Origin of the sequence: Acidicapsa acidisoli (genome assembly GCF_025685625.1) — a bacterium.
Lineage (GTDB): Bacteria > Acidobacteriota > Terriglobia > Terriglobales > Acidobacteriaceae > Acidicapsa > Acidicapsa acidisoli.
In genome coordinates this window covers 796,747-811,999 of sequence record NZ_JAGSYI010000001.1, presented here as the reverse complement: position 1 = coordinate 811,999, position 15,253 = coordinate 796,747, and the positions used below count along the sequence as shown (strand labels likewise).

Sequence of the window (15,253 nt, the reverse complement as noted above, 5' to 3'; positions counted from 1 at the left end):
CCGCCGGAATACGCTACGAATATCCGAACGCGGTAGCAGCCACATTGTGGTGCACTCGACGGCTTCAAGTCCCTGCGCAATACGACATCTGTAAGCACCCTTGTGAGGGAGTCGAATCGGGATCTCAGCTTATGCGTTCCATCTGTGGCTTTAGGATTTCTTGATGCGTCCCAAGGAGCGTTTCGGCGTATTTTATGCGTAAATCATTGATTATAATAGACTAATGAATGTCGCAAGATCCCTCCGGCGAGAAGTATTATCCTCTCTGGCCGCACATGTCGTTCCGAGCGGGAACGGATTTTGCGTCCGGCTATCACATCAGAGGACGGGAATCTTGGAATTCTATCCGTTGCCGTCCTCATTTGAATCTCGACAGAGTTACTTCCGTGTAATTTGGGCCAGGAAATCAGTAGTACCGTAGTAACTTATAGTCAATGACGTCTCGCTGGCCCCAGACCCGATCATCCGGCCTAGGATTTTTTGCGCAATTGGCAGTCGCCTCTCCATTGCGGTACGGAGTGGTGGCCGTGATTGTCGTGACTCTGGGGTATACCTCGATTCGCATCATCCCAATGGTTCATCGCGATCTGGAGCTATTGCGGGAGGTTTACGCGGTCGATGAGCGAGGGATCGGCCTCGAAGGGGATCTACAAACTCAGATTCAGGAGAGTCGCCGGCAGTACCTGAGCATCCTTTCTTCCCAGTCGAGATCGGAAGAGATTGAAAACGAGACGCGGTCACTGCAGGATTACGATGACATGATCGCGCGCACCGAATCCAGGATCGCGCAACTGGAGCCTAACCCAGGGGATAGTCCGCGGCAGTTTCATCAGGACTGGTTGCGTTATGTGACGCTTCGCAACGCTGTGCTCGCGTCTCTGAAAAGCAGGCACGACGGGGTAAACAAGATCGATGAGGACGAGGTGAATTCGGCCTTTCTGCGATTGAATCAGGAGATTCGGAGCGGTGGGGCGGCATTCGAGGCTTCCTCGGCACGGCAAATTGCAGAAGTCTCCGATACCCTGAAGCGCACGCTTCGAGAATACCTCATCACGGTCTTCATCAAGATTGTTGTCCTGGTGCTTCTCGTGTGGACGGATTGGAAACGTCTTCGGGCCGAGCGTCAGTTGAGAAAGGCGACTCAGGATTTACAAGCAAGCGAAGACAAGCTGCAACTCGCCTACGATTCGGCGGAAGTGGGCATGGGAATCGTCGCAATGGACGGAACGATTCTGTCCGCGAATCGGGTCGCTGCGAAGATTCTGGGCTACGAACCGAGCGAGATCATTGGCAGAAAGATCCGGGAGTTCATTGCTCCGGAGTTTCACCAGAGTCACATCCAGCAGCTTGCCAGTCTCGTAAGCGGCGAGCGGTCCAGCTATATGGGGGAAAGGCAGTACATCTCAAAGGACGGTACGCTGGTTTGGGTGCGTAACAACGTCAATCTGATGAATCTCCCTGGCGAAGAGAGGCAATGCTTCTTTACCAGTGAGGAAATCACGCAACAGAAGCAAGCTTACGACAGGCTGGCTTTTCTGGCCAACTTCGATCCCGTAACCAATCTGCCCAATCGGCGGTCGTTTGAAGAACAACTGACCGCCGCTCTGAAACCTTCAGTCGGACTAACTCACGGAGTCGCGCTGCTGTACATGGAAATCGACAGCTTCGACTTCCTGAAGGGCACATTCGGCCGCAGCGTGGCAGACGAAGTATTAAACGAACTGGGATCCAGCCTTGCGGCTTTTCGGCGAAAGGACGAAATCGTCGGAAGAGTCGATGACCATGGCTTTGGGATGCTCGTGATGGCTGCTCCGTATGACGAGGCGACGATGGCCCGCGCAGGCGAGTTGCGCGAGTCCCTGCGTCGTGCCGGCGAGTTTGGCAAGCACAAGATTCCTCTCTCGGCGAGCATTGGGATCGCCTACTCCAGCGATGGCCTGACGACATCCAGCAGTTCGCGTCATGGCGGACACGCGGGGGCCGATACGCTGATCAAATTTGCCCGCGCCGCAATGCTGGAAGCCAGATCGCGCGGCGGCGACTCGATTTATGTGGCCGATCCCTCGTTGCAGGAACGTGCGGCTCAACGCCACCAGATAGAGTCGGCGCTCTTGCGCGGATTGCGTGAAGATGAGTTTCGCGTGGTCTTTCAACCTCAGTTTGAGATCGCAACCGGCCAGCTCGTACGCTTTGAATCGCTCTGCCGATGGACAAGCGCGGAATTGGGGCCGATTGCGCCGGACCGGTTCATTCCCATCGCCGAGCAAACAGGCCTGATCATGGAGATAGGTCGGCGAGTGCTGCTCGATGCGCTGCGGCAGGCAAAAACCTGGACAGACACGGGCAGACGCATCGGGGTTGCAGTCAATATCTCGCCAATGCAGTTCATGCGTCCCGACTTCCCGCATATCGTCACCGAAGCGTTGGCCGTGTCGGATTTTCCTCCGGCATTGCTGGAACTGGAGATCACCGAGGGCATCTTCATCCGCGATCTGAATCTAGCCGTAGCCCGCATTCGCGAACTCCAGCGAGTGGGACTAAGCATCGCTCTCGACGACTTCGGGACTGGATACTCGTCGCTCAGCTACCTGCAGCGCATGCCCATTGACGCCGTAAAACTGGACCGCTCCTTTGTGAGCGACCTCACCACGGACACCGCCACGGTTAGCATGGTGCGTTCCGTGCTGGCCATGGCCGAGGCGCTGAATCTTCGCGTGGTGACCGAAGGCGTGGAGACGGAGCAGCAGCTCGAAATTCTCCGCGCGCTCGGCTGCGACGAGGCGCAGGGCTATCTGCTCGGCCGGCCCGAGTCGGCAGAGATGGCGCTGCAGCGAGTGCTCGACAGCCCAATGCAGCAGATGAGCACGACCGCCGCACGCCAGGGGTTCTGAGAACTGAGAATTGAGAACTGGGAACACGTTGTCCGGCGAGAATTGCCCTTGCCTGCGATGGCCAATCTCTTTATCCTCGTTGGCGATGAAACGCTTACAATTTTCCCTCCTCGCAGTTGCCTTGCTTTCCGCCGCAACCAGCCTTCAAGGTTTTTGCCAGGCAACAACAAGTGCCTCCGACCCGCTCGCGCCCTCGCACGACACCAAAAGTGCCGAGCAGATCGATCAGGAATGGCAGAAATCCGTGTCGAAATACGATACCCAGCGCAATACCCTGCTAAAAGAAGCCGAACGTCAGGCGAACGACGGACCGTTCCGTCCGGATTGGGAGAGCCTGCGGCACTATGAGATTCCGCAGTGGTACAAGGATGCGAAGTTCGGCATCTTCATTCACTGGGGCGTGTACTCGGTGCCGGGTGCGGAGAACGAGTGGTATCCGCGCAACATGTACCGGCCCAGCGAGGGAGCCTACAAGAACTTTCAGGAGCACTTCGCCTCAAAGGACCCTGCGCAAAAAGATGCTCTCGGCTACAAGGATCTTATCCCGCTCTTCCGCGCCGAAAAATGGGACCCCGCTGCATGGGCACATCTCTTCAAGGAAGCGGGAGCCAGGTATGTTGTCCCGGTAGCCGAGCATCATGACGGCTTCTCGATGTACGACTCCGGCCTGTCCGACTGGACAGCCGCGAAGATGGGCCCCAAGCGCGATGTGGTCGGCGACCTCGCCAAAGCAGTGCGCGCCGAGGGACTGCACTTCGGCCTTTCCTCGCATCGCGCCGAGCACAATTTCTTCTTCGACGGCGGACGAACCATCCGCTCCGACGTGAACGACCCCAAGTACGCCTCGCTCTATGGCCCCGCGCATGCGTGGCAGGAGGCCAGCGGCGACAACCACACCCTCATCAATGACTGGACCTACGTAAGCCCCGCCTGGACCGCCGACTGGCTCGCTCGCGCCACCGAGTTAGTCGAAAAATACAAGCCCGAGATCGTCTATTACGACTGGTGGATCGGCCAGCCAAACTTCCGTTCGCGCGTGCAGGAGTTCGACGCCTTCTACTACAACTTCGCCTTCGCCCACGGCTATACCGGCGTCGTCAATTTCAAAGACTACTCGATGGACTGGACCTCCGCCGTGCGCGACTTCGAGCGCGGACAGCTTGCGTCCATTGAGCCGAACCACTGGCAGACCGATACCTCCATCAGCAAGCTCTCCTGGGGATACATCGAGAACGACCAGTACCAGCCGCCGGAGTTCCTGGTGCATCAGCTCATCGACATCGTGAGCAAAAACGGCAACCTGCTGCTGAACATCGGCCCCAAGCCAGACGGCACCATCCCCGACCAGATCCAGACCACGCTGCTGGCGATGGGCACCTGGCTCAAGGCCAATGGCGAAGCCATCTACGGCACCACTCCGTGGAAGGTCTACGGCGAGGGTCCGACCAAGGTCATCGGCGGAGCCTTCCACGATCAGGACACGAAGCCCTATACGACCGAGGATTTCCGCTTTACAGCCAAGGGCGACACAATCTACGCCATCGGCATGGGCTGCCCGGCCGCCGGAACCGAAGCATTCGCAACCATCCACGCCTTCGGCTCCGACAAGGAGGCCAAAGGCATGACAATAGGATCGATCGAACTGATCGGATCGACAGAAAAACCGATGTGGATGCAGACCCCCGAAGCGCTGAATGTGAAGCTGCCTGCTTCAACAAATTGCCGGTACGCCTATGTGCTGAAGATCGGAACGAAGTAGGCCATGCTCGTCCAACCCAGAAATCGTACTGAACCCGCGACCTTTCCACTAGATTCAAGGGACGGGGCCGCAGCCAAATCTTATGTTTAGGCGTTCCGCATGGCAATCTCTTTGGGTCGCTGTGCTCAGGTCGCCGAAAGACCAGCGCGCTCGCCAAAAATTACGTAGCCTAATCCTCTTAATTGCCCGGATAGCCTATATCGTAGGCGTCGTGATTTTCGCTTTCTATGCTGCGGCGAAGGAATCCTTCTCTGTCGCCCTTGTTCAGACTGCGTTTTACGTCGCGCTCTTCGGCGGGGTCGGCCTATATGCCTGGTGGAGTGAACGACGCGACGCCCGCTTGGCAGAGGAGACGTCACCTGCCGTCCCAAAAGCATTGAAGCTGGCGATCTACCGTGAAGCTTATCTACTAGCAACGCTTCTGGAAAGAGCTGGAAGCGAACGGGCTCTCGAAAAGGAAATCCCATCCAAGTTCGAGGTGATAACTCGCCGTGTCCTAATTGATCGTCTTCGTGACAGTGGGATGATGGAACGTCTTGAGCGACAATTTCTAGATCTTCTGCTTGCACCAGATGGGCACTGGACAGAGAAAGAGAAGCAGCTAGTTGAGCAGATGTGGGAATTTCTTGCGGTCATGGGCTGGGCACTTGGCCTGTCGGAGCTTCGCCCCCTGGCATTAACGCCGGAGTATAAACTGTCTCTCGCGGCTCAAATCATCGAAGCACGAGAACCTGAGGGTTTACACTTTTTGGCTTCTTGGGACATCCGGCCTGAGCGAGATCAGACTGATGAATTCTTCGTCCGATGCTGGGCTGAGCTGATCTCTCGTGGAGAAATTAACAGCGAGAACGCAGAAGAGGTGGTCAAAATTTGTAGCGAGATGCAGGCGCAACGCGGCTTCGATGACTATCTCGTTGGGACTCAGACGATTAGCGAATTACCCAGTGAAACCCTCTACCTCGCAGCCCTACGAACTTATCGGCGCGGGGAGATTTTAAGGCAATTGGTGGAGATTCTCTGCGGCGAGGCGCCCGTTGACGACCTGCGCGGATTGTTCATCGATTTCCTCTCTCCTCTTGTGAACGAACCTCGAATTTCGTAACTCCATCCGCTCTCAAAGCAATTTGCTACTCCCGGGCTGAAAGCTTCGGGTATTGCTCCAGATCGACCGTTTGATCATTGCACGAAGATGCGCATCCGAATTCTCCTTGCATTGCCCCGATCCCGGCCTTTAGTTTGCGAATAGGAATATTTTTCGCTCTCCAGAAGGCAATCCAAACATGACATTGAATCGCAGAGGTTTTCTGGCCGCGTGCAGCCAGGCAGGCATAGCATCGGCGCTGCTGCCAGGCGTGCTCTACACGCTGGCCGCTCAGGCTCAGGAGGCAACACCCAAAGGGGAACCATTTAAGGTTACCCCCGAGATGCTCGATCACGCAGCGGAGCTCGCAGGCGTTCCACTGACCGCTGACCAGAAGAAGATGATGCTCGAAAGACTGGTCGGTCAGCGCGAATCCTATGACGCGATCCGCAAGCTGAACCTGCCCAACAGCGTCGCCCCGGCCTTCATCTTCGATCCCCTTCCACCCGGCGCGAAGGTCGACACAGACAAGAAGCAGCCGCGCTGGAGCGAAGCAAGCGGCATCAGCGTCTCCGCCAACATCGAAGACCTCGCCTTCACCAGCGTGCGCGAACAGGCCGAGCTGGTGCGGACCCAGAAGGTCACGTCGCTGGCTCTGACGCAGATGTATCTGTCGCGGCTCAAGCGCTACGACAGCAAGCTGCACTTCGTCATCTCCCTGACCGAAGAGCGCGCTCTGGCCCAGGCAAAAGCGGCCGATGCCGAGATTGCCGCCGGACGCTATCGCGGCCTGCTGCACGGCATTCCCTGGGGCGGCAAAGATCTGTTGGCAGTGAAGGGCTATCCGACAACCTGGGGCGCTGGCGGCTTTGAAAAACAGCACTTCGACGAAGACGCCACAGTAGTACAGCGCCTCGATGCCGCTGGAGCCGTGCTGGTGGCCAAGCTCACGCTCGGCGCGCTCGCCATGGGAGACAAGTGGTTCGGCGGCAAGACCCGCAACCCCTGGAATCCCAATCAGGGATCGAGCGGATCGTCAGCAGGTTCGGCAAGCGCAGTCTCCGCAGGCTGCGTGGCCTTCGCCATCGGCTCCGAAACGCTGGGGTCGATCTCATCGCCCTCCACACGCTGCGGAGACACCGGCCTGCGCCCGACCTTCGGCTTCGTTCCGCGCACCGGAGCCATGGCCTTGAGCTGGACCATGGACAAACTCGGCCCGATCTGCCGCACCGTCGAAGATTGCGCTATCGTCCTCAGCAGCATCTACGGCCCCGATGGCCGCGATCTCGCGACCCGCGAAGCCGCCTTCAACTGGGATGCAAATCTGGACTGGAAGAGCCTGCGCGTCGGCTACCTGAAGAGCGAATTCGATCCGCCGAAGCCGCCGAAACCTCCCACCATTCCCGCCAACGAAACTCCGGAAGAGAAGAAGAAACGCGAAGCGCGAATTGCCATGCGCAACGCAATGCATGCGCAGAGTGAACAGGACCGCCGCTACGACCTGACCGCGCTCGACAAGCTCCGTACCATGGGCGTGACACTCGTCCCGGTCGAACTGCCGGATTTGCCCTACGAAGCAATGACACCCTTGCTCGAAGCCGAGGCCGCGGCAGCCTTCGACGATCTCACAATCTCAGGCCGCGACAAACTGCTCACCGAACAAGGCCCCGGCGACTGGCCCAATACCTTTCGCGTCGCGCGCTTTTACCCAGCGGTCGAATACATCCAGGCCAACCGCGCCCGTTCGCTGGCCATCCGCGAAGTGTCGAAACTCTTCGAGCAAGTCGACATCATCGTAGCCCCCACCTTCGGCGACCAGTTGGTGACAACCAACCTCACCGGCCACCCGGCAGTAATCGTCCCCAATGGCCTGCGCGGCGCGGATGCCCCCAAGCCCCTGAATGACTCCGGCGATGACAATGACGGAGTCGGCGGCCCCGGAACGCCGGTCAGCATTACCTTCCTCGCCGGGCATTATCAGGACGCAAAGCTCTGCGCCTTCGCGAGGGCATATCAGGAAGCAACCGGTTTCCACAAACTGCATCCCAAGCTGGATTAGCGGGCCGGATTAACTGAATCCGGCCATCAGAACGGCATCGCCGCCAGCTTGTTCCACGCGTCCTTGCCCTGCGCATATTTTCCCTGGCCGATCACCGGCGTCAGATCGGCCGCCGCCCGCACCGGCTGATTAGAGATCGACCCTTTCAGCCACAACCGGGCAAAATTCACAATCTCATCCACCTGGTCCTGCTCCACGGCATCCATGTCCAGCTTGACGAGATTCTCAAAAGACTCGGCATCCATTCCGTGCGGCAGCACGAATTCGTCATCCTCGTTCACGACCGGCGCAATCATCGGATTGAGCCGCACGATCGAGCTGTCGACCGGCGCGACCGCCCCGGCCGGAGGCCCGCCGCTCATCACATGCGCCACAAAGCTGGCAACATCCGGAGGATCGTCGAGGATAGCGCCCGCGATCTTTTCGAGATCCGTCGTCAGGCAGGATTCGTGAACGGTCAGATAATAAGGCTCCGGCGCTGCGTTTTCAGGCGCCATCGGCAGAAAAGTGCCTCCAGTGCCGATCGAAAGCGCAGCCAGCCCCAGCCCAGGCTGTCCCAGCACAAGCGCCTCCGTGACGGCGATCAGGATCGGATTGTTCGACCCGCTGATCGCGCCATCCCAGTAGTGTGAGCCGGGCTGCGTGGGAAGCTCCGCTGGCCGGTCGAAGTATCGGATCGGCGCATTGCTGGAGGCGTGGATGCACTCTGCCAAAGTTGCCGTCGATGGAACACCGATTCCGAAGCCATCGCGGGTCGCCGGCGCGGACCGGAAAAACTCACCGCGGTTGCGGTCATAGTTGAAGCCAGCGATGAGCAGATGTACCGGTTTCCCGGAATGGCCGGGAATATCCTGCGCGACCTTGTTCAAAGGGACGTCACACCGTTTTGGAAACGCAGCGCGCAGACCGGCAAGCTTGCCCGTGGTTACGTATTTCTCCATGCTGGGCAGGTGCAGCGACTTCCTGACGAAGATGGATTGCCGCTTATCCTGACTCAGAAAGAAATCCAGCATTGTCTGGAGCGACAGGTCCTCTACCAATCCGCCAAGCACAATGCTCCCGCCCGAGTTCGCCGCGACCATGTCGAAGTCGCCCAACACCTGGTGGCCAGTGGTATCGGCGCTGTAGAGATCGATGAGCGCCATTACTTCAATAAGCGCCCACGCCCCGCCGCCATCGAGCGTGAGAATGCGATATCGTTCCATCTTCTCCTCCCAATATTCAATGCAGAAAATGCTTCAAGGAAAGCTCGATACGCTTCTATCACACGGATCGCACAGAATGCAGAAAAAACCTTCGCGCAGCATTGGAAATTGCAATGAGACCGTGCAATAGCATCCCGTGCGGTAGCATCCAGGCATGGGGTTTGTCGAAGTCGAATCCGTCAGCAAGAACTATCCGCGCAGGGACGGCCTGCGGCGGGAAGATCACTTCGTAGTGCGGGATGTGAGCCTTACCATAGCTCGCGGCGAAACGCTTGGCCTGGTGGGCGAATCCGGCTCGGGAAAGAGCACACTGGCGCGGATGATTCTCGGACTGGTGCCCCTTACGAGCGGCATCATTCGGGTCGCCGGAGTCGAAGTGGGTGGAGAACGTACACAAGGCTTGCGGCGCGAAATGCAGCCCGTCTTTCAGGACCCGTCGGCCGCGCTCGATCCCCGGATGCGGGTATTGGATATTGTCACCGAGCCGCTTGTCATTCATGGTGGGCACGGTAGGCACGGCAGACATCGCAGGGAAGCTAGCGTGGATAAGATTGACACCCGGCCCGCGGCTCTGATGGCCAAGGCGCGGGAGCTGGTAGCGTCGGTCGGCCTCGATGAGTCGGCGCTGGACCGCTATCCGCATGAATTCAGCGGCGGTCAGCGGCAGCGCATCAACATCGCCCGGGCGCTGGCGCTGAGGCCGCAGTTTGTCGTGCTGGACGAGCCGGTATCCGCGCTCGATGTCAGCGTCGGCGCGCAGATTATCAACCTGCTGCGCACACTCCAGCGCGAGCACGGACTGACCTATCTGTTTATCAGCCACTCGATGCCGCTGGTGCGCTATCTTTCGTCGCGAATCGCGGTGATGGAACGCGGGCGGCTGGTAGAGACCGGGGACGCAGAGGAACTCTGTGCGAGGCCGCGCGAGAGTTATACGCGGCAGCTCCTGGCAGCAACGCCAGAACTGCCCGGCAGAGTGTGAATCGATAGCTGCCGGGCAGTTCTGGCCAATCGGTCGTCGGAAAGCCGACTACTTCGGCTGTTCGGGGTTGACCGGCTTGTCAGTCGGCGCCGGTGCCTGAGCTGGTGTCGGCGTTGTGGGAGCTGGAGCGGCAGCTGGACTTGCTGGTTCCGCAGGCTTCGGCGCAGTTGCAGGCGAGCTTGGCGAGGTCGGAGAAGCGCTTGCGCCTGGTGCTGCACCGGGCGCCGCACCAGGCCGTGCCGGCATCGGACGCATTCCAGCTCCTGGCGCTGGCCGGCTGGGCATATCGGTCACGTCGAGGAGTTCGATGTCAAAGATCAAATCTGATTTGGGAGGAATTCCAGGATGGTCGGCGTCGCGCGCCGGGACTCCGCGAACACCGTAGGCAAGCTCCCAGGGAATAAACAGGCGTCGCTTGCCACCCACCTTCATCCCCTCAAAGCCTTGATCCCAGCCCGCAATGAGACGCCCAAACCCCTGCGGGAAGGTGAAGGGCTGTGCATCGCCAAGGACTGGCTTTCCGTCCGCGTCCTTCTGAGGCTTGCCATCCTTGTCCATCACAGGCATGCGATGGTCGAAGGAGGAGTCGAATTTCCTGCCGTCGGTGGCAAGCCAGCCGGTGTAGTTCACCTTGTACATCTTGTTGGGCTCAGCTTCCGCGCCGGTTCCAATCTTGATGTCCTCGTAGCAAAGGGTGAAAGCTGGCTTTGTCACGGCCTTGACCACGGGAATGCCGGGGGGCAGCTTGATGCCGATCACAGAGGTCGGCCTGCACGCGGTTCCAAGCACGGCGGTATGTCTGACTGCTGTGCCCGGTTTTGTACCTGGCTTGGGCGCAACCCCTGCACTCGCGGGAGTAGCGGATTTGGGTGCTGGCGCGGTAGGAGTTTGAGCCACGGCGAGAGTGCCGGCGAACGCTAACATCAGGGCAATTCGTGTCATAAGGGTTCTGAAGACTCCACTGGGTATTCAACGGGAGTGTATCAGGTGCCGGTCAAAACGACGGCAACAGACCTGTGATTTGGCAGACGAAGGCCACAAATATGGCTTGGGGAATGGCATTTAAGCCATTACATTGAGGTATGCAATCCCCTTTTCTGCACACTTTGCAGCCGCTTTGGCTGCCTGTGGCTTCCTCTCTTGCCGGGGCTCTGAATACGGTAGCTGGAGGCGGCTCGTTTCTTTCGCTTCCGGCTCTCTTGAATGCGATGAAGGGCAGCAGTGTCGGCTCCGTCTCTGTTCAGGCGACGAACAACGTGGCGCTTTGGCCCGGCCAGCTGACGTCAGCCTTCGCGTATCGGGACGATCTTAGACGCCACACCAAGCGCCTGCTGCCACTGAGCATCGCGTCGTTCGTTGGAGGGCTCGCAGGGGCATGGCTGCTTCTAATCACTCCAAATTCGCGATTTATGTATTTGCTTCCATGGCTGCTGTTGTTTGCGGCGGTAATGTTTGTGCTCTGCGAACCATTGGGGAGATGGCTCCAGACCCGGCGAGAAGCGCATCGCTCCGATCTCTGGCTGATCGTGGGCATGGCTGTGGTGAGCTTCTATGTCGGCTACTTCGGGGCTGGGGGCGGCTTCCTGGTGATGGCGCTGTTTGGAGTCTGCGGCGTGACGAACATCCATGAGGTGAACGCGTTGAAGGTGGTGACGGCGACGGTTTCGATCGGGATTGCTGTCTTCTGGTTTATCTATAACGGCCGCGTGGTCTGGTTCTATTGCTGGCAGATGGCGATCCTGGCGGCAATTGGAGGATATCTCGCAGCCCGCTATAGCAAGCGAGTCAATCAAAAAGTGATGCGACGGCTCGTCGCAAGCATAGGATTCCTGACGGCAGCTTATTTCTTCTGGCACGTGTACGGGCCAAAGTCGTAGTTTCAGCAGCCGATAGAATGGTTTCAGATGCATCGGATTGTAGTTCTGACATGGGTTCCGGCGAGTTGGACCTACTTTGACCCGAATAGCTTGATTCACTCCATTCATTCCATTGACTGGCGCATGCCTTGGGTCATTTTGGCCTCGTTTCTGGCCGGGTCGCTGAATGCGGTCGCCGGCGGAGGCTCGTTTCTCAGTTTCCCGGCGATGCTGGGGGTTGGGCTCGGGCCGATCCAGGCGAACGCTACAAATACAGTCGCTCTTTGGCCCGGACAGCTCACCTCGATTGCCGGTTATCGGGACGAGGTACGTAAACACCGCAGTCTGGCGACGAAGATGGCGCTCTCAGGTCTCCTCGGCGGGTCAGTCGGGGCGATCATTCTGCTCAACACTCCAGCACAGACTTTTCTCAACATGGTGCCGTGGCTGCTGCTCTTCGCGGCGCTAATCTTCGCGCTCAGTGGCCCAATCATGAAGCAGATCCAGCGAATGAAAGGCGATGACGCGCAAGGCGGCGACCCGGACCAGGAAACCGGCCGGAAGCACTGGCTGCTGGTGATCCTGATCACCCTGGTTTGCGTCTACCTCGGCTATTTTGGCGCCGGGGCGGGATTTCTGATCATTTCCTTGCTGTCGCTATTCGGTTTTCAGGATTTGAATGAGATGAACGCGATGAAAGTGGTTTCGACCACCATGGCCAACGGCGTTGCGTGTATCTTGTTTGCCTTCAGCGGCAAAGTGGAGTGGCGCTTCTGCCTCGCGGCGATGGTAACCTGCGCCATCGGCGGGTATCTTTCGGCGCGCGTGTCGCAGCGGCTGAATCCACGGTTTTTGCGCGGGTTGGTGGTATGCGTCGGTTTGGGGATCGCGGCTTACTTCTTCTGGAGAAACCACGGATGACCGTGTTCGCTAGTCCACGTCGGTCCGTCCTGATCGGTATCAGGCAAAATAGAAGTGTATGAGCCACGAAGGTATTCGTTTTGTCAGCAAGGAAGAGCAGGAGCGCCACGAGCGTGAGGAGCAGCACGCCGCCGCGCTAACCAAGAGAGCGCTGACTCCCAGTAAGGTGCGCGTGCTCAAGACCGAAGGCGCCGGCATGGAGATCGACTGGGAAGACGGGCATAAGAGCCATTGGAATTTTGCGTGGCTGCGCAATGCCTGCCCCTGTGCTACCTGCGTCGAAGAGCGGCAGACGCAAGGCCGCGAACCCGGGCAGCCCAAGCCCAAACCTACGCAGCTCTTGCAGATGTACGAGGCCCCGGCGCGCCCCGCCAGCGCCCATGCCGTCGGACGCTATGCGATCCAGTTCAACTGGCAGGATGGGCACTCGAGCGGGATCTATTCGTGGGATTTTCTCCGGCGCAATTGCCAGTGCGCGGAGTGCCGTGCTACCCGCTCTCCATCGGAATGAACGATAATGGAAGAGTGATTGCAGGGGGTGCACAGTCGTATACGTGTGTCCCTTATTGCATATTCGGCCTGTTCTGGCTTGTTCTAGTCTGTCCTGTTTGACTTGCCCTTCGCGGCCTCTCTGTCTTGGCCCCATCTCCGGACTGGAAGCGACCTATGGAACTATGGACGGAATATGAAGGCAGAGTCATTGATGGCGCCTTCCCTTTGGAAAGACTCTTGCTGCCCGAAGGACGCAGCGCCTTCTTTTCCACCTCGAACGGCAAGGGCGAACCGACAGTCATACGACTGATCGCCTCTCACTTCGACGAGGAAGAGATACTGGCCCGTTGGCGCGGTGTGGAAGCGCTCGGCCATCCCAACATCCTGAAGCTGGAGAAGTACGGCCAACTGATGCTCGACGAAACCACGGTGGTCTATGCCGTGATGGAGCCGGTCGACGCCAACCTCGCCGCAGTCATCGGGGGACAGCGCCTGACCGTCGCCGAGGCCAGACAGCTTGCCGCCAGCCTCGCCTCGGCTCTCGATGTGCTGCATGTGAATGGCTTCGTGCATGAGCACGTCGAGCCGTCCAACGTCTTTGCCGTCGGCGAGGTAGTCAAACTGCGTGGCGATTGTATCCGTGAGACTCCCGAGGGCGAGAGCGGCCTGGCAGCTAAGAGAAAAGATATTCACGATTTAGCAATCGTTATTCTGCAATCGCTTACGCAGGTCAGCACGCTGGAGGCTGCGGGACGCCAACTTCCCCTGCCTGCGCCGCTCGATCAGATCGTGCGGAACGGAGTGAGCGGAGCGTGGAGCGCGGTCGAGATTATGGCTGCGCTGCAGACTGGCGAGCGGCCATCGAATCCCCCTCCGGCAGCAGCCTCATCGCCAACGCAAACAGCCGTTAATAAGCCAGCCGAGCCTGATACGAAGACCGCCGCCAAGCCTGTAGTCAAGGCCGCAATCAAGCCTGAATCCGAACGCGACGGGAAGCCCGGCTTTGGGCCAAAGAGCGCTGCGTCTGAGGCCAGAGCAATCCCTGAAACGAGGTTAGGAGCGGTTCGTGTTGCCTCGTCTGCGGATCGGCCACCTCTCAGGATTGAAAGCTGGTTGCGCAGAGATTCCATCGAGAGCTGGCTTCGCGAAAATTCGCCAAAGACGGGATTGATCGTTGCGGGTGTAGTCGTGGCGCTGCTGGCACTGTGGCTTGGATGGCATTTCGCGCACTCCCGGCCTGCGAATCACGAGACTGCCGGGCAGACGATCTCTGCGCCTGTCCCGGCTCCGGTTACGGAGGCCGCTCCTGCTGGAGCTGCCAGATCGCTGCCGGTTCCAAATGCTGCGTCCGGTAGCCATGGGGATTGGCGGGTGGTGGCGTATACGTACAACCGCGAAGACCAGGCGCAGAAGAAGCGTTCGACGGTGGCTCTGAAGCATCCGGAGTTGCGGCCTGAGGTGTTTACGCCGACCGGGCATGCGCCGTACCTGGTGACGCTTGGCGGAGGCATGAGCCGCGATGAGGCGTTTGCGCTGGTGCAAAAGGCGCGTGCGGCGGGGCTGGCCCGCGATACCTATGCGCAGAACTATCCCGGCCAGCGGCGGTGAGTCTGGTGCTGGAAATTGTTCCACGTAGAACAATTTCTGGCGAATGGGACGGGCTTGGCGCGGGTGGGGTGCGAGTTATTCATTTTATTGGGGTTGAATTTGCGTGTTTTTATGGGGATTTGTGCTTTGTTGCAGCGAATGGGAAGCTTGGTCTGTGGGTCGGTTTTCCGCATCCAAGCAGGCAGGAGAATACGATGGCCACTTCAAATAGTCCTCTTGCGCCCGATGCAGAAACCGATATTGACGGTCCGGAAGTTTTTCCGCCGATTAAGCCAATCACTGAACTTGGGGTCGAGCTTCTCCCGGAAGGCGAAGACGACGAACCCCGCGGAGTGCCTGACGGCGGACTGCCGGAGCCGGCATAGAGCGCCTAGAGCTGTTCCTTCAGAATCTTTGTGA

12 protein-coding genes are annotated in these 15,253 nt (G+C 58.8%); 10 read left to right on the top strand and 2 right to left on the bottom strand.

Annotated features, from left to right (window positions below; genetic code table 11):
* Nucleotides 1-488 precede the first annotated feature (488 nt).
* The 4 genes from OHL23_RS03370 to OHL23_RS03355 all read left to right on the top strand — a co-directional run bounded on the left by OHL23_RS03370 (nucleotide 489) and on the right by OHL23_RS03355 (nucleotide 7,790).
* On the top strand, nucleotides 489-2,891 hold the full coding sequence (locus OHL23_RS03370; protein ID WP_263350357.1) for a putative bifunctional diguanylate cyclase/phosphodiesterase: 2,403 nt from the start codon (nucleotides 489-491) through the stop codon (nucleotides 2,889-2,891).
* Nucleotides 2,892-2,976: 85 nt separating this feature from the next.
* Nucleotides 2,977-4,650 (top strand): alpha-L-fucosidase, encoded by a 1,674-nt coding sequence (locus OHL23_RS03365; protein ID WP_263350356.1) that lies wholly within the window; start codon nucleotides 2,977-2,979, stop codon nucleotides 4,648-4,650.
* Between the two features lie 211 nt (nucleotides 4,651-4,861).
* On the top strand, nucleotides 4,862-5,752 hold the full coding sequence (locus OHL23_RS03360; protein ID WP_263350355.1) for a hypothetical protein: 891 nt from the start codon (nucleotides 4,862-4,864) through the stop codon (nucleotides 5,750-5,752).
* A gap of 178 nt (nucleotides 5,753-5,930) precedes the next feature.
* A complete protein-coding gene (locus OHL23_RS03355) occupies nucleotides 5,931-7,790 on the top strand; it encodes an amidase (protein WP_263350354.1) in 1,860 nt (619 codons plus the stop codon).
* 26 nt (nucleotides 7,791-7,816) lie between these two features.
* Here the strand turns inward: OHL23_RS03355 and OHL23_RS03350 are convergent, their stop codons facing one another.
* A complete protein-coding gene (locus OHL23_RS03350; protein ID WP_263350353.1) occupies nucleotides 7,817-8,995 on the bottom strand; it encodes a patatin-like phospholipase family protein in 1,179 nt (392 codons plus the stop codon).
* A gap of 154 nt (nucleotides 8,996-9,149) precedes the next feature.
* Between OHL23_RS03350 and OHL23_RS03345 the strand changes: the two genes are divergently transcribed.
* Complete coding sequence (locus OHL23_RS03345) at nucleotides 9,150-9,977, top strand: ATP-binding cassette domain-containing protein (protein WP_263350352.1); 828 nt, start codon at nucleotides 9,150-9,152, stop codon at nucleotides 9,975-9,977.
* A 48-nt stretch (nucleotides 9,978-10,025) separates the two neighbouring features.
* On the opposite strand, the gene OHL23_RS03340 is transcribed toward OHL23_RS03345, so the two are convergent.
* Complete coding sequence (locus tag OHL23_RS03340) at nucleotides 10,026-10,919, bottom strand: FKBP-type peptidyl-prolyl cis-trans isomerase (protein WP_263350351.1); 894 nt, start codon at nucleotides 10,917-10,919, stop codon at nucleotides 10,026-10,028.
* 140 nt (nucleotides 10,920-11,059) lie between these two features.
* On the opposite strand from OHL23_RS03340, the gene OHL23_RS03335 reads away from it, so the two are divergent.
* From OHL23_RS03335 to OHL23_RS03315, 5 genes are all read left to right on the top strand, one after another.
* Nucleotides 11,060-11,854, top strand: a complete 795-nt coding sequence (locus OHL23_RS03335; RefSeq protein WP_263350350.1) for a sulfite exporter TauE/SafE family protein — start codon at nucleotides 11,060-11,062, stop codon at nucleotides 11,852-11,854.
* 27 nt (nucleotides 11,855-11,881) lie between these two features.
* Entirely contained in the window at nucleotides 11,882-12,754 is an 873-nt protein-coding gene (locus tag OHL23_RS03330) for a sulfite exporter TauE/SafE family protein (protein ID WP_263350349.1), read from the top strand.
* A gap of 58 nt (nucleotides 12,755-12,812) precedes the next feature.
* Nucleotides 12,813-13,265 carry a DUF971 domain-containing protein gene (locus OHL23_RS03325; RefSeq protein ID WP_263350348.1) on the top strand — a complete coding sequence of 151 codons (453 nt, stop codon included), beginning with the start codon at nucleotides 12,813-12,815 and terminating at the stop codon, nucleotides 13,263-13,265.
* 155 nt (nucleotides 13,266-13,420) lie between these two features.
* On the top strand, nucleotides 13,421-14,854 hold the full coding sequence (locus tag OHL23_RS03320; RefSeq protein WP_263350347.1) for an SPOR domain-containing protein: 1,434 nt from the start codon (nucleotides 13,421-13,423) through the stop codon (nucleotides 14,852-14,854).
* A gap of 194 nt (nucleotides 14,855-15,048) precedes the next feature.
* Complete coding sequence (locus OHL23_RS03315; protein ID WP_263350346.1) at nucleotides 15,049-15,219, top strand: hypothetical protein; 171 nt, start codon at nucleotides 15,049-15,051, stop codon at nucleotides 15,217-15,219.
* Nucleotides 15,220-15,253 lie beyond the last annotated feature (34 nt).

Coding starts and splice junctions, on each gene's coding strand:
- OHL23_RS03335 (WP_263350350.1), top strand. CDS start 11,060: ATGCAATCCCCTTTTCTGCACACTTTGCAGCCGCTTTGGCTGCCTGTG.
- OHL23_RS03340 (WP_263350351.1), bottom strand. CDS start 10,919: ATGACACGAATTGCCCTGATGTTAGCGTTCGCCGGCACTCTCGCCGTG.
- OHL23_RS03350 (WP_263350353.1), bottom strand. CDS start 8,995: ATGGAACGATATCGCATTCTCACGCTCGATGGCGGCGGGGCGTGGGCG.
- OHL23_RS03325 (WP_263350348.1), top strand. CDS start 12,813: ATGAGCCACGAAGGTATTCGTTTTGTCAGCAAGGAAGAGCAGGAGCGC.
- OHL23_RS03365 (WP_263350356.1), top strand. CDS start 2,977: ATGAAACGCTTACAATTTTCCCTCCTCGCAGTTGCCTTGCTTTCCGCC.
- OHL23_RS03320 (WP_263350347.1), top strand. CDS start 13,421: ATGGAACTATGGACGGAATATGAAGGCAGAGTCATTGATGGCGCCTTC.
- OHL23_RS03355 (WP_263350354.1), top strand. CDS start 5,931: ATGACATTGAATCGCAGAGGTTTTCTGGCCGCGTGCAGCCAGGCAGGC.
- OHL23_RS03330 (WP_263350349.1), top strand. CDS start 11,882: ATGCATCGGATTGTAGTTCTGACATGGGTTCCGGCGAGTTGGACCTAC.
- OHL23_RS03345 (WP_263350352.1), top strand. CDS start 9,150: ATGGGGTTTGTCGAAGTCGAATCCGTCAGCAAGAACTATCCGCGCAGG.
- OHL23_RS03315 (WP_263350346.1), top strand. CDS start 15,049: ATGGCCACTTCAAATAGTCCTCTTGCGCCCGATGCAGAAACCGATATT.